The sequence below is a fragment of the Streptomyces sp. NPDC006711 genome, assembly GCF_042869775.1.
Taxonomy (GTDB): domain Bacteria; phylum Actinomycetota; class Actinomycetes; order Streptomycetales; family Streptomycetaceae; genus Streptomyces.
Genome location: NZ_JBIAGO010000017.1, coordinates 161,507 through 177,630, shown reverse-complemented (window position 1 = coordinate 177,630; position 16,124 = coordinate 161,507). Strand labels below are relative to the sequence as shown.

General features: G+C 72.8%; 16 protein-coding genes. 9 read left to right on the top strand and 7 right to left on the bottom strand.

From position 1 onward, the window contains the following. Window positions 1-252 precede the first annotated feature (252 nt). Entirely contained in the window at window positions 253-828 is a 576-nt protein-coding gene (locus ACFYM2_RS28130) for a TetR/AcrR family transcriptional regulator (RefSeq protein ID WP_388460125.1), read from the top strand. A 14-nt stretch (window positions 829-842) separates the two neighbouring features. Here ACFYM2_RS28130 and ACFYM2_RS28125 read toward each other — a convergent pair whose 3' ends face one another. Together ACFYM2_RS28125 and ACFYM2_RS28120 are read right to left on the bottom strand one after the other, a co-directional pair. Then, window positions 843-1,811: a DeoR/GlpR family DNA-binding transcription regulator gene (locus ACFYM2_RS28125; RefSeq protein ID WP_388460124.1), complete on the bottom strand. Its 969-nt coding sequence runs from the start codon at window positions 1,809-1,811 to the stop codon at window positions 843-845. A 153-nt stretch (window positions 1,812-1,964) separates the two neighbouring features. Then, window positions 1,965-3,404, bottom strand: a complete 1,440-nt coding sequence (locus ACFYM2_RS28120; protein WP_359003484.1) for an NAD(P)H-quinone dehydrogenase — start codon at window positions 3,402-3,404, stop codon at window positions 1,965-1,967. Window positions 3,405-3,628: 224 nt separating this feature from the next. Here ACFYM2_RS28120 and ACFYM2_RS28115 point away from each other — a divergent pair, with 224 nt between their 5' ends. The 4 genes from ACFYM2_RS28115 to ACFYM2_RS28100 all read left to right on the top strand — a co-directional run bounded on the left by ACFYM2_RS28115 (window position 3,629) and on the right by ACFYM2_RS28100 (window position 8,434). Continuing rightward, a complete protein-coding gene (locus tag ACFYM2_RS28115; protein WP_053728283.1) occupies window positions 3,629-4,066 on the top strand; it encodes a gamma-glutamylcyclotransferase in 438 nt (145 codons plus the stop codon). Between the two features lie 443 nt (window positions 4,067-4,509). Further along, window positions 4,510-5,334, top strand: a complete 825-nt coding sequence (locus ACFYM2_RS28110; protein WP_359003487.1) for a purine-nucleoside phosphorylase — start codon at window positions 4,510-4,512, stop codon at window positions 5,332-5,334. A 48-nt stretch (window positions 5,335-5,382) separates the two neighbouring features. Next, window positions 5,383-7,029 (top strand): phospho-sugar mutase, encoded by a 1,647-nt coding sequence (locus ACFYM2_RS28105; RefSeq protein WP_388840066.1) that lies wholly within the window; start codon window positions 5,383-5,385, stop codon window positions 7,027-7,029. 181 nt (window positions 7,030-7,210) lie between these two features. Further along, the gene (locus ACFYM2_RS28100; RefSeq protein ID WP_388840063.1) at window positions 7,211-8,434 is read left to right on the top strand and encodes a hypothetical protein; all 1,224 of its coding nucleotides are present in this window, start codon (window positions 7,211-7,213) and stop codon (window positions 8,432-8,434) included. Between the two features lie 30 nt (window positions 8,435-8,464). On the opposite strand, the gene ACFYM2_RS28095 is transcribed toward ACFYM2_RS28100, so the two are convergent. From ACFYM2_RS28095 to ACFYM2_RS28080, 4 genes are all read right to left on the bottom strand, one after another. Beyond that, window positions 8,465-9,100, bottom strand: coding sequence for a PH domain-containing protein (locus ACFYM2_RS28095; protein WP_388460119.1), 636 nt, complete (start codon window positions 9,098-9,100; stop codon window positions 8,465-8,467). A gap of 37 nt (window positions 9,101-9,137) precedes the next feature. Beyond that, window positions 9,138-9,761: a class F sortase gene (locus ACFYM2_RS28090; RefSeq protein ID WP_388840059.1), complete on the bottom strand. Its 624-nt coding sequence runs from the start codon at window positions 9,759-9,761 to the stop codon at window positions 9,138-9,140. Window positions 9,762-9,839: 78 nt separating this feature from the next. After that, window positions 9,840-10,682 carry a hypothetical protein gene (locus ACFYM2_RS28085; RefSeq protein ID WP_388840056.1) on the bottom strand — a complete coding sequence of 281 codons (843 nt, stop codon included), beginning with the start codon at window positions 10,680-10,682 and terminating at the stop codon, window positions 9,840-9,842. Beyond that, window positions 10,679-11,044, bottom strand: coding sequence for a hypothetical protein (locus ACFYM2_RS28080; RefSeq protein WP_388840053.1), 366 nt, complete (start codon window positions 11,042-11,044; stop codon window positions 10,679-10,681). The genes ACFYM2_RS28085 and ACFYM2_RS28080 overlap by 4 nt, the downstream gene beginning before the upstream one ends. Window positions 11,045-11,353: 309 nt before the next feature. On the opposite strand from ACFYM2_RS28080, the gene deoC reads away from it, so the two are divergent. From deoC to ACFYM2_RS28065, 3 genes are read left to right on the top strand one after another with little or no spacing between them, the layout of a single operon-like run. Then, complete coding sequence (gene deoC / locus ACFYM2_RS28075) at window positions 11,354-12,310, top strand: deoxyribose-phosphate aldolase (RefSeq protein WP_359003652.1); 957 nt, start codon at window positions 11,354-11,356, stop codon at window positions 12,308-12,310. An 11-nt stretch (window positions 12,311-12,321) separates the two neighbouring features. Next, window positions 12,322-13,788: an aldehyde dehydrogenase family protein gene (locus tag ACFYM2_RS28070; RefSeq protein ID WP_359003654.1), complete on the top strand. Its 1,467-nt coding sequence runs from the start codon at window positions 12,322-12,324 to the stop codon at window positions 13,786-13,788. After that, a complete protein-coding gene (locus ACFYM2_RS28065; protein WP_359003501.1) occupies window positions 13,789-14,703 on the top strand; it encodes an aldehyde dehydrogenase family protein in 915 nt (304 codons plus the stop codon). It begins immediately after the preceding gene. A gap of 67 nt (window positions 14,704-14,770) precedes the next feature. Here ACFYM2_RS28065 and ACFYM2_RS28060 read toward each other — a convergent pair whose 3' ends face one another. Further along, the gene (locus ACFYM2_RS28060) at window positions 14,771-15,181 is read right to left on the bottom strand and encodes a hypothetical protein (RefSeq protein ID WP_388460113.1); all 411 of its coding nucleotides are present in this window, start codon (window positions 15,179-15,181) and stop codon (window positions 14,771-14,773) included. A gap of 133 nt (window positions 15,182-15,314) precedes the next feature. Between ACFYM2_RS28060 and ACFYM2_RS28055 the strand changes: the two genes are divergently transcribed. Then, window positions 15,315-15,944, top strand: coding sequence for an ATP-binding protein (locus ACFYM2_RS28055; RefSeq protein ID WP_359003506.1), 630 nt, complete (start codon window positions 15,315-15,317; stop codon window positions 15,942-15,944). Window positions 15,945-16,124 lie beyond the last annotated feature (180 nt).

Sequence of the window (16,124 nt, the reverse complement as noted above, 5' to 3'; positions counted from 1 at the left end):
CGCGCCCAGCCACCCACGGCCCGCAGCCGGGGCCCCTGGGGCTCCGCCCCAGACCCCCTTCGCGCCTGAACGGCGCTCGTCCTCAATCGCCGGACGGGCTAGGTATGTGCATACGGGCCGGGGCCGAGTAGTCAGGGCGCGGGGAACTGCGCGGCCAGGCACCCAGAACCCGCACCCGAAGGCGGGCCCCTTCGGGCCCCGGGGGCGCACCGCTCCGGCCGGCGCCGGATGGCGCGGTGGCATGCTGGGGGCATGGACCGGACTTCGGGGGCGCCCCGCGCGCTGCGGGCGGACGCACGGCGCAACCGCGACCGCCTGCTCGCCGCAGCCCGCACCGCCTTCGCGGAACACGGCACGGACACCTCGCTGGAGGACGTGGCCCGCAGGGCAGGCGTCGGCATCGGCACCCTGTACCGCCACTTCCCCACCCGGCACGCCCTGCTCAGCGCGGTGTTCCAGAGCGAGGTGGACGTCCTGCTCGACCGGTCGAGGGAGCTGCTGGACGCCGAGCACCCCTGCACCGCCCTCGTCGAGTGGCTGCGCGCCATCATCACGCACGCGGGCGCGTACCGGGGCCTGGCCCGCGCCCTCATGTCGGCGTCGGGCGACGCCAGTTCGGCCCTGGCAAGGTGCAGCGAACCGATGCGGGAGGCGGGCGACGCCCTGCTCGTACGAGCCCGCGCGGCCGGCTCCGTACGCGCCGACGTCACCATCACCGACCTGATGCAGCTCACGAACGCCATCGCGCTCGCGGCCGAACAGTCCCCGGAGGACCCGGAGTTGGCGGACCGGCTACTTGCTCTCACCTACCGGGGCCTGAAGAACTAGCGCCGCCTGAGGAACTAGCGCCGGCGCAGATCCGCCACCCGCGCGCGCTCGGCGGGGTTTCCGGGGCCCTGCGGCTCGCCCATCGCCGCCGCGCTGCGCAACTGCGGCCCCGTACCGGGCGCGTGGGTGCGGCGCTGGCCGGGCAGCGGCATGTCGCGGCGCGGCGGGCGGCCGGGGGCGGCCTCGCCCGGTGGCGCCCCAGCGGCGCCGGCCACGGCGATCTGCACCCCCTGGTCGGCGAGCGCCTGGAGCTCGGTGGCGGCCCGGTCGTCGTGGACCGGCGGCTCGTCGGTGACCAGGCGCGTGATGACGTCCGTCGGCACCGTCTGGAACATGGTGTCGGTGCCGAGCTTGGTGTGGTCGGCCAGGACCACGACCTCGGCCGCCGCCTGGACCAGGGCGCGGTCCACGCTCGCGGAGAGCATGTTGGAGGTGGACAGGCCGCGTTCGGCGGTCAGGCCGCTGCCCGACAGGAAGGCGCGCGAGACCCGCAGGCCCTGGAGGGACTGCTCGGCACCGCTGCCCACCAGGGCGTAGTTGGAGCCGCGCAGGGTGCCCCCGGTCATGACGACCTCGACCCGGTTGGCGTGCGCCAACGCCTGGGCCACGAGCAGGGAGTTGGTGACGACGGTCAGGCCGGGGATCCGCGCGAGCCGGCGGGCCAGCTCCTGCGTGGTCGTCCCCGCGCCGACCACGATGGCCTCGCCCTCTTCGACGAGACCGGCGGCGAGGTCGGCGATGGCCGTCTTCTCCGCGGTCGCTAGATGGGATTTCTGCGGGAAGCCGGATTCGCGGGTGAAACCGCCCGGCAGCACCGCACCGCCGTGGCGGCGGTCGAGGAGTCCTTCGGCCTCCAGCGCCCGCACGTCCCGCCGTACGGTCACTTCGGAGGTCTGGACGACGCGGGCGAGCTCACGGAGCGATACCGCCCCGTTGGCGCGCACCATTTCGAGGATCAATTGACGACGTTCTGCAGCGAACACGGAACTGACAGTAACCTGGGCGGCCGAACGTTCTCAGCAGTTTGCGCCGAATAACGGAAGGTGCACCCTAAGGGGGTCGGCTGGTGGTATACGTTCCGCGCGCCCCGCCGGGACGCTCGCCGCACTCGCCAACCCCCTGTCCCACCAGGCGAGTTACGCCTCTCCGGCCTTCTTGCGGGTGTGCAGCTGACGCGCCACCTCGGCGATCGATCCCGAAAGCGAGGGGTACACGGTGAACGCGTTCGCGATCTGTTCCACCGTCAAGTTGTTGTCGACCGCGATCGAGATGGGGTGGATCAGTTCGCTGGCGCGCGGCGCGACGACGCAGCCGCCGACGATGATGCCGGTGCCGGGGCGGCAGAAGATCTTCACGAAGCCGTCCCTGATGCCCTGCATCTTGGCGCGGGGGTTGCGCAGCAGCGGCAGCTTGACGACCCGGGCGTCGATCTTGCCCGCGTCCACGTCGGCCTGGGTGTAGCCGACGGTGGCGATCTCGGGGTCGGTGAAGACGTTGGAGGAGACCGTCTTCAGGTTGAGCGGGGCCACCGCGTCGCCCAGGAAGTGGTACATCGCGATGCGGCCCTGCATGGCGGCGACCGAGGCCAGCGCGAAGATGCCGGTCACGTCGCCGGCCGCGTACACGCCGGGCGCGGAGGTGCGCGAGACCTTGTCGGTCCAGATGTGGCCGGACTCCTTGAGGCGTACGCCCGACTCCTCCAGGGCCATGTTCGCCGTGTTGGGGACCGCGCCGACCGCCATGAGGCAGTGGGTGCCGCTGATGACGCGGCCGTCGGAGAGGGTGACCTCCACGCGGTCGCCGACGCGCTTGGCGGACTCGGCGCGGGAGCGGGCCATGACGTTCATGCCCCGGCGGCGGAAGACGTCCTCCAGGACGGCGGCCGCGTCCGGGTCCTCGCCGGGCAGCACGCGATCGCGCGAGGAGACCAGGGTGACCTTGGAGCCGAGCGCCTGGTAGGCGCCGGCGAACTCGGCGCCGGTGACACCCGAGCCGACCACGATCAGCTCTTCCGGCAGCTCGTCCAGGTCGTACACCTGCGTCCAGTTGAGGATCCGCTCGCCGTCGGGCTGCGCGTCGGGCAGCTCGCGCGGGCTGCCGCCGGTGGCGATCAGCACGGCCTCGCAGGTCAGCATCTCTTCAGTGCCGTCGGCGGCGGTGACGATCACGTCCCGGGTGCCGTCGATGCCCTGGGGTCCGGCGAGCCGGCCCCGGCCGCGCATGACCCGGGCGCCCGCGCGGGTCACCGAGGCGGTGATGTCGTGGGACTGGGCGAGCGCGAGGCGCTTGACACGCCGGTTGACCTTGCCGAGGTCCACGCCGACCACGCGCGCGGCCTGCTCATCGGGCGGGGTGTCGTCGGCGACGAGGATGCCCAACTCCTCGTACGAAGAGTCGAAGGTGGTCATCACCTCGGCCGTCGCGATCAGGGTCTTCGACGGTACGCAGTCGGTGAGCACCGACGCCCCGCCCAGACCGTCGCAGTCCACGACGGTCACCTCCGCACCGAGCTGGGCGCCCACCAGGGCCGCCTCGTATCCGCCCGGTCCGCCACCGATGATCACGATCCGCGTCACGAAAAAGTCCGCCTCGTAGTGTCGATCCCGGCCTGCCTGCCCGCCCGGCCGGGGGTCCGGGGCGGGGCCCCGGGGGAACGCAGTACGTACCTCATTGTCCCGCACGCTTCAAGTGTCTTCGCCCCGGGGGCGCCATTCGGCCGTCGTGACGCGCTGTCGCGAGCCCTTCGCCCGGGCGGGCCGCGCGAAGTGCCCCCGCGGGCCACTGTCGTACCCTCGACACCATGTCGCTCTACGCCGCGTACGCCGGCAACCTGGATCCGCGGCTGATGACCCGCCGCGCCCCGCACTCACCGCTGCGCGGCACCGGCTGGCTCAACGGCTGGCGCCTGACGTTCGGCGGGGAGCAGATGGGCTGGGAGGGCGCCCTCGCGACGATCGTCGAGGCCCCGCGCTCGCAGGTCTTCGTCGCCCTGTACGACATCGCGCCGCTCGACGAGGAGTCGATGGACCGGTGGGAGGGCGTCGGACTCGACATCTACCGCCGGATGCGGGTGCGGGTGCACACCCTGGACGGCGAGGACGCGGCCTGGCTGTACGTCCTGAACGGGTACGAGGGCGGTCTGCCCTCGGCGCGCTACCTCGGCGAGCTGGCCGACGCGGCCGAGTCGGCGGGCGCGCCCCACGACTACGTGATGGAGCTGCGCAAGCGCCCCTGCTGAGGCCCAGGTCAGGTCGGGGCCAGGGCCCCCGCCAACCCCCGCGCGGGGTGCCGCACGCTCGGGCCGGGGCACACCACCAGCCCCTTGGGGGCGCGGGGAACCGCGCGACCAGCTACGCGCGGCCCGCAGACGAAAAAGTCGCCCCCTCCTCGGGCACCAGGCGCTCAAGATGACTTCACCTGCGGCCCGGTGGGGGCCGTTCGCGCAGTTCCCCGCGCCCCTGACAGGGCTGGGGGTGAGCGCGGTGCCCCTCGCTGAGGGCGGGCCTTCGTGTGAAGCCACAAACGAATCGGACAGGTCCGTTATCCTGCACATCTACGCGCGTAGGACTTCAGCGGTTACGCTCTTGCGCGTACTTCTTCTTTACCGGGGGAAAACCCCCCCGGGACCCGGCCGGACAGTCACCGGGCGGGACGACGTTCCTTCGCGAGGCGAGAGACCCAGTGAACGCATCTGCCACCCCGGACCAGCTCCAGGACGACCCTTACGCGGCCGCCGACGCCGCCGCCGCGCGCCTGCGTGAGCTCACCGGCGCCGAGACCCACGACGTCGCCCTGGTGATGGGCTCCGGCTGGGCCCCCGCCGTCGACGCCCTCGGCTCGCCCGAGGCCGAGTTCCCCGTGACCGAGCTGCCCGGCTTCCCGGCCCCGGCCGTCGAGGGCCACGGCGGCAAGATCCGCTCGTACAAGATCGGGGCCAAGCGCGTCCTGGTCTTCCTCGGCCGCACCCACTTCTACGAGGGGCGCGGCGTCGCCTCCGTCTCGCACGGCGTGCGCACCGCCGTCGCCGCCGGCTGCCGGACCGTCGTGCTGACCAACGGCTGCGGCGGTCTGCGCGACGGCATGCGCCCGGGCCAGCCGGTCCTCATCAGCGACCACATCAACCTGACGGCCACCTCGCCGATCGTGGGCGCCAACTTCGTGGACCTCACCGACCTGTACTCGCCGCGCCTGCGCGCGCTGTGCAAGGAGGTCGACGAGACGCTGGAAGAGGGCGTCTACGTCCAGTTCCCCGGCCCGCACTACGAGACCCCGGCCGAGATCAACATGGTCCGCGTGCTCGGCGGCGACCTCGTCGGCATGTCCACCGTGCTCGAAGCCATCGCCGCGCGCGAGGCCGGCGCGGAGGTCCTGGGGATCTCGCTCGTGACCAACCTCGCCGCCGGTCTGACCGGTGAGCCGCTCAACCACGAAGAGGTGCTTCAGGCCGGCCGTGACTCGGCGGCGCGCATGGGTGAACTGCTCACCCGGGTACTCGACCGCATCTGATCGCTTCGTACGCCCTCCCCGAAAGCCCCTCCCCGAAAGGCTGACAACGTGACGCAGGACCTGATCGCGCGGGCCCAGGCCTGGCTGGCCGAGGACCCGGACAGCGAGACGCGCGAGGAGCTGGCCAAGCTCATCGAGAGCGCGTCCGACGCCGGGCACGCCGCGGACCTCGCCGCGCGGTTCAGCGGCACGCTCCAGTTCGGCACCGCCGGGCTCCGCGGTGAGCTGGGCGCCGGGCCGATGCGGATGAACCGTTCGGTCGTCATCCGCGCCGCCGCCGGGCTCGCCGCGTACCTCAAGGCCAAGGGGCAGGGCGACGGGGTCGTCGTCATCGGCTACGACGCCCGCTACAAGTCCGCGGACTTCGCGCGGGACACCGCGGCGGTCATGGTCGGCGCGGGGCTGCGGGCCATGCTCCTGCCCCGGCCGCTGCCCACGCCCGTACTGGCCTACGCCATAAGGCACTTGGGCGCCGTCGCCGGCGTCGAGGTGACCGCGAGCCACAACCCGCCGCGCGACAACGGCTACAAGGTCTACCTCGGCGACGGCTCCCAGATCGTGCCGCCGGCCGACGCGGAGATCGCCGCCGAGATCGCCGCCGTCGCCTCGCTGCACGACGTGCCGCGCCCCGAGAGCGGCTGGGAGGTGCTGGGCGAAGAGGTCCTTGAGGCCTATCTGGCGCGTACGGACGCCGTCCTGACCCCGGGCTCCCCGCGCACCGCCAACGTCGTCTACACGGCGATGCACGGCGTCGGCAAGGACGTCCTGCTCGCCGCGTTCGCGCGCGCCGGCTTCCCCGAGCCGGTGCTCGTCGCCGAACAGGCCGAGCCCGACCCGGCGTTCCCGACGGTGGCCTTCCCCAACCCGGAGGAGCCGGGCGCGATGGACCTGGCGTTCGCCACGGCCCGCCGGGTCGATCCCGACCTCGTGATCGCCAACGACCCCGACGCGGACCGCTGCGCCGCCGCCGTCAAGGACCGCGACGGCCAGTGGCGGATGCTGCGCGGCGACGAGGTGGGCGCGCTGCTCGCCGCCCACCTGGTCGCCAAGGGCGTGAGCGGCGTGTTCGCCGAGTCGATCGTGTCGTCCTCGCTGCTCGGCCGCATCGCCGAAGCGGCCGGGCTGGGGTACGAGGAGACGCTGACCGGGTTCAAGTGGATCGCCCGCGTGGAGGACCTGCGGTACGGCTACGAGGAGGCGCTTGGTTACTGCGTCGACCCCGAGGGCGTGCGCGACAAGGACGGCATCACGGCCGCCCTGGTCTTCGCCGAGCTGGCCTCCGCCTTGAAGGAGCAGGGCCGCACGGTCCTGGACCTGCTCGACGAACTGGCCCTGGCGCACGGCCTGCACGCCACCGACCAGCTGTCGGTGCGCGTGGAGGACCTGACGGTGATCTCCGACGCGATGGCGCGCCTGCGCGAGCAGCCGCCGGTCTCGCTCGCCGGCCTCGCGGTGACGAAGGCCGAGGACCTGACGGAGGGCACCGAGCACCTGCCGCCCACCGACGGCCTGCGCTACTACCTGGAGGGCGCCCGGGTGATCGTGCGCCCGAGCGGCACCGAGCCCAAGCTCAAGTGCTACCTGGAGGTCGTCGTGCCGGTCGCGTCGGCCGACGAGCTGGACGCGGCGCGCGCCAGGGGCGCCGAGCTCCTGACCGGCATCAAGAAGGACCTCGCGGCGGCCGCCGGCATCTGACGGCGCGGGCGAGGAGTACGACCGGGGCGGTGGTCAAGGGACCACCGCCCCGGTCCTGCTTTCGGGTGATTTCGTACGGCGGTTGACGCAGCGGTGCCGGATTCGGCGGGGGCGCGCGCGAAAGGGTGGCATCCACGCCCCTCGCGCCCTCGCGCCGTGTCCGAGCCAAGGAGCTGTCGCAGTGCCCCCGACCGCGCCGTCCCCCGCGACGACCACGGGCCGTCGCGGGCCCGTGCCCGCCGCCCGCAGACGACCGGGACCGCGCGGCGCACCCGGCCGGCCCCCGGCCAGCGCCCTGGCCCGCGCCGCCCTCACCCACGCGGGCCCCGCGCTCGCCGGCTACCTCGCGGTCCGCCTCCTGGGAATGCTGGTCCTCGCCAAGTGGGCGCACGCGCGCCACCACGGCCTGTGGCCGGTGCTCGCCACGTCCTGGGACTCCAACTGGTACCTCGGCATCGCGGCCCACGGCTATGTGCTGCCCGCCGATCCCAAGGAGACCAGCAACCTCGCCTTCTTCCCGCTGTACCCGGCCCTGGAGAAGGCGGTCGCGGCCGTCACGCCCGGCTCACGTGCCGGCGTGGGGCTGCTGCTGGCCGTGGGTTTCTCGCTGGTGGCCGCGTGCGGGGTGTTCGCGGTCGGCAGCCGCCTGCACGGCCGGCGCGCCGGCACCTGGCTCACGGTGCTGTGGGCCGCGCTGCCGGTCGGGGTCGTGCAGTGGATGGGCTACACCGAGTCCCTGTTCACCGCCCTGACGGCGTGGGCGCTGCACTGTGTGCTGGCGCGGCGCTGGGTCCTGGCGGGCGTCCTCTCGGCGCTCGCGGGCCTGACCCGGCCCACCGGGGTCGCGCTCGCGGCCGCCGTCTCGCTGGCCGCGCTCGCCGCCCTCGTACGCGGCAGGCGTCTGGAGTGGCGCACCGCTCTGGGGGGCCTGCTCGCGCCGGCCGGCTGGTGCGGCTACGTGGCCTGGGTGGGGCTGCGCGTCGGACGCTGGGACGGCTACTTCGCGGTGCAGAAACGATGGGACAACCAGTGGGACGGCGGCATCGGCACCCTGCGCGACATCCGTGAGCTGCTGGTGTACGCCCAGCACCCGCCGCTGTTCCTGGTCCTGGTGACCCTGGTCCTGATCGGGTCCTGCGCGCTCTACCCGCTCTGTCTCGCCGACCGCCAGCCGCTGGTGCTGCTCGTGTTCACCGGGGCGCTGCTCCTGGTCGTGCTCGGCAGCGGCGGGGTCTACTTCCCCCGGGCCCGCTTCCTGGTCCCGGCCTTCCCGCTGCTGCTCCCGGTCGCGCTCGCGCTCGCGAGGGCCCGGCGGGCGCCGGCCCTTGTGGTGCTTGCCGCGGCCGCCCTGTCCTCGGCGTGGGCCGGCGCGTACATGCTGCTCGTGTGGCCGGGCCCGCCGTGAGCGGCCCGGCCCGCGCCCGGCCCCGCGGGCTCAGCCGATGGCGAGCAGTATGGCGAACACGAGCGCGCCGGCCACGGCGGGCGCGATGACCTCGTACGCCCAGCGGACGCTCACCGTGCCCTGCGCGCCTTCGCGGGAGGCGCCCTGCTCGGCGAGGTCGCGCAGGTCCCGGATGGACTGGTCGGCGGCCGCCAGGCGCGCCTTGTCGTCGGTGACGTCGGCGCTCACCGAGGCACCACGCCGGTCGCCGAGCGCGGCCGCCCTGGCCTGCTGGCGGGCGGCCCGCTTGCGCCCGCGCAGCGACACGGGGATCGCCCACATCTGGTACTTGCGCCCCGAGTGCGCGTAGACCTCGCTCGAATACCCGGCCCGTACGTCCGCCACCGCCGACCAGGGCAGCGTGATCGTACGGAAGGGGTTGCGCACCAGGAGCCGGTCGGCGCTCGCGAACACCGCCGGGCGCAGACTGAAGGCGACGATCAAAGGCACCACGCACAGCAGGACGGCGAGCGCCAGCCAGGGGGCGTTGCCGTGGCCCTGGAACACGGCGTCGATGCCGAGCCAGAGGCAGAGCGCGAGCAGCAGCGCGCCACCGGCGATACCGGCGGATGAGCGGTAGGTACGGTCGGCGTAGGCCGGCTCGGCGGGCGGCGTGGGGCTCGTCATGGCCCGATTCTGCCTCACACCTTCGGGGGCGGTCCCGCTAGCCCACCAGATCCGCGTACACGATGATGTTGTCGGGCCGGTGGCCGCCGGTCAGCTCGCCGCCGCAGGTGACGATCCGCAGTTCGGGGCGGTCGGTGTTGCCGTAGACCTTCTGCGTCGGAAAGGTCTTCTTGTCGACCTGTTCGAGCGCGCGGACCTTGAACTGCGCGGTCCTGCCGTCGGCGCGCTCCACCGAGACGGTGTCGCCCGCCTTGATTTTGGCGACGTTCTTCAGGACCGCGGGCCCCTGGACCGTGTCGAAGTGCCCGATGAGCACGGCGGGCCCGGTCTGGCCCGGGGTCACGCCCTTGTCGTACCAGCCGATCTTGTCGGCGTCGGCGACGGAGGGCACCTCCACGGTGCCGTCGGCGGCGAGTCCGAGGTCGAGAACCGGACGCGCGTCGACGCCGGCCGCCGGGATCCGTACGCGTACCGGCTTGGAGGCGGGCAGGGCGGTCGCGGGGGCGGCGGAGGCGGCACTGGGCGCGGCGCTGGAGGACACGATGTTCGGGGGCGGCGTGGCGGGCTTCGCGGCGCTCGCGCCACAGCCGGTGACCGAGGCGCCGAGCGTGAGCAGGAACAGAGCGGCGGCGGCCGAACGGGCCACGCGGGTGCGGGACATGGGGCGCTCCGGGCAATCCGTGGGAAGACGGTGGGAGGTGGGCCCGCCGGAGGGCGGGCCCACCTCACGCGGACGGGGTCAGCGGCGGGCGGCGGCCCGGCGGCGCAGCCCCACGAAAGCGGCTGCGCCGGCGACCAGGGCCGCACCGGCCGCGATCAGCGGGCCGCGCCGCCCGTCCTGCTGGGGAACCTCGGCGCCGGCCGCGACCGCGCCCTTGGGCACGACGGTGGTCTGAGCGACGGTCTGGGCGGTCACGTCAGCGGTGCCCTTGGCGGCGACCGCGGCGGTCGAGGTGGTCTTCGCCGTGGACTTGGCGGCGGTCTTCGTGGCGGACTCGCAGCCGTCGCCGGTGGGGACCGCGGGGACGGCCACGGACTGCCACAGAGCGGGAGCTCCGGACACCCGCATCTGGAAAGTCGCCTTTCCGTGGTCGGCCACCTGGATGCGGGCACCCTGGAACAGGCCCGTGGTGTTCTTCGCGCTCAGCGTCTCGAAGGGCGTCATGGAGGCGTCGGAGGCGTTGATCAGGTCGGCCTTCGGGCCGGAGTCGCCGTTGGTGAGCCGCACCTTGACGCCCTTGAACGGGGTGTCACTCAGGCGGGTCGACACGCAGCCCTGCTTGGACTGGATGACACCGTCGTCGAAACCGGTCGAGGTGTTCACCCAGGACCGGACCGTGCCGGATCCGCTCAGGCCGACCCACATCGAGTCGACCTGGTCGCCGACGGCGTCGCCCGCCGCGCCACCGGCCGTGATCGTCTTCTTGTGCCCGTTCCGGTCGAACTCCAGGGTGTACTGGCCGTCGGGCGTCTTGCGCAGCTCGCCGTAGGTGCCGTCCACCAGCTTCGAGCGGCCGATGAGCTGGCCGTCCTTGACGGGCTCGGGGAACAGGAGGGTGCGCGTGCCCTTGGCGTCGGTCACGTCCAGCCAGGGGATCTCGGCGGTCGGGGCCCCAGGTGCAGCGTCAGGCCGGCCACCTTGGCGTCTTCGTGGTCGCGGTCGAGCAGCGTCACGATCGTGCCCGTCACGCCGTCGGAAGGCTTCCAGTCGGCGCCCACGGCGCGGATCCACGCCTGGCCGCCCCCGTCGGAGGTGTGGTTGCGCAGAACGGCGATGTAACCGGGGGCGATCGAGATCGCGAGCCCGTCGTAGCGACCGGAGTCGGCCGGCTTGGCGCCGGCGGACGCGGGCGCCGCGAAAGCGGTGGGCGCGGTGGCGACCGGGATCAGGACGACACCGGCGGCGACGACGGTGGCGAGGGGGATACGGAGGGCGTTACGCATGACGACTCCCAGGAGACGAATGAGCTGAAGTGGGAAAGAGCCGCATGCCGCTGTGTTCTCGTTCGGGTGGGGCCGTTGGAGGCTGTCGCGGTCTGCTCACATGAATTTAGGGATCTTGTTCGTCGGAAGCGTCCGCTCTCTGTCACGACGGCGTGACAGAGAACGGACGCCACCATTCCGAGGCCCGCTCAGCCCCGGAGCCTCCACCCCCAGCCCCCGGGCCGCGGCCTCCCGACGCCCCCTCCCCACCCCCTCCACCTCAGGGGCTGTACAGGAAGCTACGCGCGTAGATATGCTCATCTGGTGACCATGCCCACCAATGCACCTTCTGCTGCCCTCGCCGACGCGACCGCGTCCGACGGCGCGCTGCGTCGCTTCCTCCACGGGCTCCCCGGCATCGACCCGGTGGGCCTGGAAGCGCGTGCCGCGTCCCTCGGCACCCGCTCGATCAAGACCTCGGCCAAGGCCTACGCCATCGACCTGGCCATTTCGATGATCGACCTGACGACGCTGGAAGGCGCGGACACCCCGGGCAAGGTCCGGGCGCTCGCCGCCAAGGCCGTCAACCCCGACCCGACCGACCGCACCACCCCGCACACCGCCGCCGTCTGTGTGTACCCGGACATGGTGGCGACCGCCAAGGAGGTGCTGAAGGGCTCGGACGTCAAGGTCGCGTCCGTCGCCACCGCGTTCCCGGCGGGCCGCGCCGCTCTGGCGGTCAAGCTCGCCGACGTACGGGACGCGATCGCGGCCGGTGCCGACGAGATCGACATGGTGATCGACCGGGGCGCGTTCCTGGCCGGTCACTACCTCAAGGTCTACGAGGAGATCGCGGCCGTCCGCGCCGAGTGCGGCGACCAGGCCCGCCTCAAGGTCATCTTCGAGACCGGCGAACTGTCGACGTACGACAACATCCGCCGCGCCAGCTGGCTCGGCATGATGGCCGGCGCCGACTTCATCAAGACGTCGACGGGCAAGGTCGCGGTCAACGCCACCCCCGCCAACACCCTGGTCCTGCTCGAAGCCGTACGCGACTTCCGCGCCCAGACCGGCACCCAGGTCGGCGTGAAGCCGGCCGGCGGCATCCGCAACACCAAGGAAGCCATCAAGTTCCTGGTCCTGGTCAACGAGACCGTGGGCGAGGGCTGGCTGGACAACCACTGGTTCCGCTTCGGCGCCTCCTCGCTGCTCAACGACCTCCTGATGCAGCGTCAGAAGCTGGCGACCGGCCGTTACTCCGGCCCCGACTACGTGACGGTGGACTGATCACCATGGCAATGGAAAAGCAGAAGGCCGCGTTCGACTACGCGCCCGCTCCCGAGTCCCGCTCGGTCGTCGACATCGCGCCGTCCTACGGCCTGTTCATCGACGGCGAGTTCACCGAGGCCGCCGACGGCAAGGTCTTCAAGACCGTCTCGCCCTCCACCGAGGAGGTCCTGTCCGAGGTCGCCCGGGCCGGCGCCGAGGACGTGGACCGGGCCGTCAAGGCCGCCCGCAAGGCGTTCGTGAAGTGGTCGGCGCTGCCCGGCTCCGAGCGCGCCAAGTACCTGTTCCGCATCGCCCGGATCATCCAGGAGCGCAGCCGCGAGCTGGCGGTCCTGGAGACCCTGGACAACGGCAAGCCGATCAGGGAGACCCGCGACGCGGACCTCCCGCTGGTCGCCGCGCACTTCTTCTACTACGCGGGCTGGGCCGACAAGCTCGACCACGCCGGGTTCGGTAGCAACCCGCGCCCGCTGGGCGTCGCGGGCCAGGTCATCCCGTGGAACTTCCCGCTCCTGATGCTGGCCTGGAAGATCGCCCCGGCGCTCGCCACCGGCAACACGGTCGTCCTGAAGCCCGCCGAGACCACCCCGCTCTCCGCGCTCTTCTTCGCCGACATCTGCCGCCAGGCGGGCCTGCCCAAGGGCGTCGTCAACATCCTCACCGGATACGGCGACGCGGGCGCGGCCCTGGTCGAGCACCCGGACGTGAACAAGGTCGCCTTCACCGGCTCGACCAACGTCGGCAAGGCCATCGCGCGTTCCGTCGCGGGCACCGCCAAGAAGGTCACCCTGGAGCTGGGCGGCAAGGGCGCCAACATCGTCTTCGACGACGCCCCCATCGACCAGGCCGTCGAGGGCATCGTCACCGGCATCTTCTTCAACCAGGGCCAGGTCTGCTGCGCCGGCTCGCGCCTGCTTGTGCAGGAGTCGATCCAGGACGAGCTCCTGGACTCGCTCAAGCGCCGCCTGTCCACGCTGCGCCTCGGCGACCCGCTGGACAAGAACACCGACATCGGCGCGATCAACTCCGCCGAGCAGCTGGCCCGTATCACCGCGCTCACCGCGACCGGCGAGGCCGAGGGCGCAGAGCGCTGGACCGCCCCGTGCGAACTGCCGTCGGCGGGTTACTGGTTCGCGCCGACGCTGTTCACCAACGTCACCCAGGCGCACACCATCGCCCGCGACGAGATCTTCGGCCCGGTCCTTTCGGTGCTGAGCTTCCGCACCCCCGACGAGGCCGTCGCCAAGGCCAACAACAGCCAGTACGGCCTCTCCGCCGGCATCTGGACGGAGAAGGGCTCGCGCATCCTCGCGGTCGCGGGCAAGCTCCGCGCCGGCGTGGTGTGGGCCAACACGTTCAACAAGTTCGACCCGACCTCGCCGTTCGGCGGCTACAAGGAGTCGGGCTTCGGCCGCGAGGGCGGCCGGCACGGCCTGGAGGGCTACCTCGCCCCGTCGAGCCCGGAGGGTGAGCGCTAAATGAGCACCGTTGACAAGAGCCAGAAGAGCGAGCCGACGCGGCTGAGCGTCTTCAAGACCTACAAGCTGTACGTGGGCGGGAAGTTCCCGCGTTCCGAGAGCGGCCGGGTGTACGAAGTGGTCGACAGCAAGGGCACGTGGCTGGCCAACGCTCCCCTGTCCTCCCGCAAGGACGCGCGGGACGCGGTCGTCGCCGCCCGCAAGGCGTTCGGCGGCTGGTCGGGCGCGACGGCGTACAACCGCGGCCAGATCCTCTACCGCGTCGCGGAGATGCTGGAGGGCCGCAGGGGCCAGTTCGTGCGGGAGGTCGCCGACGCCGAGGGCATCTCCAAGCACAAGGCCGCCGCCGTCGTGGACGCGGCGATCGACCGCTGGGTCTGGTACGCGGGCTGGACCGACAAGATCGGTCAGGTCGTGGGCGGGGCCAACCCGGTCGCGGGCCCCTTCTTCAACCTCTCCACCCCCGAGCCGACCGGCGTGGTGGCGGTCCTGGCCCCCCAGGAGTCGTCCTTCCTCGGCCTGGTCTCGGTGATCGCGCCGGTCATCGCGACCGGCAACACCGCGGTCGTCATCGCCTCCGAGAAGGCGCCGCTCCCGGCGCTCTCGCTCGGCGAGGTGCTGGCCACGTCCGACCTGCCCGGCGGCGTGGTCAACGTCCTGTCCGGCCGCACGGCGGAGATCGCGGCGCCGCTGGCCGCGCACCAGGACGTCAACGCGATCGACCTGACGGGCGCGGACGCCGCTCTGGCGCGCGACCTGGAGATCGCGGCGGCGGACAACCTCAAGCGCGTGCTGCGCTCCGGCCCCGTGGACTTCACCGCGGACCCGGGCACCGGCCGCCTCACCGCGTTCCTGGAGACCAAGACGGTCTGGCATCCGACGGGTTCGCTCGGCGCGTCCGGCTCGGCGTACTGAGCCGGCGCGTCCTCGCGCACATCGCACGGAAGGGCCCCGCCGGCACCGGCGGGGCCCTTCTTGTCCGTCAGCGCGGGAGCGCGGCGACCGCCGTGTCCACCACGGGCAGGTCCTTGAGGGCGGCGCCGCTCGTGAGGACGCCGGTGGCCGAGGTGGTCGAGACGGGCTTGAAGTCGGCGATCTGGGTGCCCACTCCATTGGTCAGCGGGTCGACGCCGGTGTTGGCCAGCGGGTCGAGCCGCAGGCCCGCCACGGGGCCGACGGTGTGGCCGACCGCGCCGGCCAGGCCCTGGGCCGCGGCCGTGAGGTCGTCGGCGCTCGCGTCGCGGCCGACGGCGGGCGCGGGCATCGGCAGGGCCTGGGCGGCCTGGCCGGCGCCCACGAGGGCCACACCGGCGGCGGTGACGGTGAGCCCGGCGCGCAGCAGCGCCCTGTGACGCCGGGGGCCGGCGACGCCGGGGGCCTCGTGATGTGCCATGGGTTCCCACTCACTCTCGTAGCGTTCGAAGCGTAATCAGGCGAACACGAAGCGTAGTTGAGATGTGATACTCGATACCACCGGCCTCCCCGATGGATCCCACTCCCGGGTGCATGGCCCACACTGGTGTCCCGTGAGCTCTTCTGCCGTGGCGACGCGCGTCGTCCTCCTCTCGGGGCCCTCCGGCTCCGGCAAGTCGTCCCTCGCCGCCCACACGGACCTGCCCGTGCTGCGCCTGGACGACTTCTACAAAGAAGGTGACGACCCGACCCTGCCGGTGGTGGCGGGCAGTTCGGACATCGACTGGGACTCCCCGCTGTCCTGGGACGCCGACGCGGCGGTGGACGCCATCGTGGAGCTGTGCCGCACGGGACGCACCTCGGTGCCTCTCTACTCGATCGCGACGAGCTCCATCACCGGCACCACCACGCTCGCCATCGAGCGCACCCCGCTGTTCATCGCGGAGGGCATCTTCGCCGCCGACATCGTGACCCGCTGCCAGGAGCTCGGTGTCCTGGCCGACGCGATCTGCCTGCGCGGGCGGCCGAGCACCACCTTCCGCCGGCGCCTCCTTCGTGATCTGCGCGAGGGCCGCAAGTCGGTGGCGTTCCTGCTGCGCCGCGGCTGGCGTCTGATGCGGTCCGAGCGCGCGATCGTGGCCCGCCAGTCGGCCCTGGGGGCGCACCCCTGCGGCAAGCAGGAGGCACTTGGCCGCATCGCGGGCGCGGCCGCGGGCCGCTCCCGTACGGCCGCGGCGGCCTGAGCGCGCCCGGCGGGCGCCGGGACGCACGCGTACACAGCGGCACACGACAGAGCGGCGGGGGCGCTGGCCCCCCCCCCCCCCCCCGGGGGGCCCCGGGGCCCCCGGGGCCCCCCCGGGCCCGAACCCCCCCCCCCCCCCACCGGGCCCCCCCCCCCCCCAAGGACCGCCCCCCGGGCCGGC

Coding starts and splice junctions, on each gene's coding strand:
- ACFYM2_RS28130 (WP_388460125.1), top strand. CDS start 253: ATGGACCGGACTTCGGGGGCGCCCCGCGCGCTGCGGGCGGACGCACGG.
- ACFYM2_RS28115 (WP_053728283.1), top strand. CDS start 3,629: ATGTCGCTCTACGCCGCGTACGCCGGCAACCTGGATCCGCGGCTGATG.
- ACFYM2_RS28095 (WP_388460119.1), bottom strand. CDS start 9,100: ATGACGAGCCCCACGCCGCCCGCCGAGCCGGCCTACGCCGACCGTACC.
- ACFYM2_RS28090 (WP_388840059.1), bottom strand. CDS start 9,761: ATGTCCCGCACCCGCGTGGCCCGTTCGGCCGCCGCCGCTCTGTTCCTG.
- ACFYM2_RS28080 (WP_388840053.1), bottom strand. CDS start 11,044: ATGCGTAACGCCCTCCGTATCCCCCTCGCCACCGTCGTCGCCGCCGGT.
- deoC (WP_359003652.1), top strand. CDS start 11,354: ATGCCCACCAATGCACCTTCTGCTGCCCTCGCCGACGCGACCGCGTCC.
- ACFYM2_RS28070 (WP_359003654.1), top strand. CDS start 12,322: ATGGAAAAGCAGAAGGCCGCGTTCGACTACGCGCCCGCTCCCGAGTCC.
- ACFYM2_RS28065 (WP_359003501.1), top strand. CDS start 13,789: ATGAGCACCGTTGACAAGAGCCAGAAGAGCGAGCCGACGCGGCTGAGC.
- ACFYM2_RS28060 (WP_388460113.1), bottom strand. CDS start 15,181: ATGGCACATCACGAGGCCCCCGGCGTCGCCGGCCCCCGGCGTCACAGG.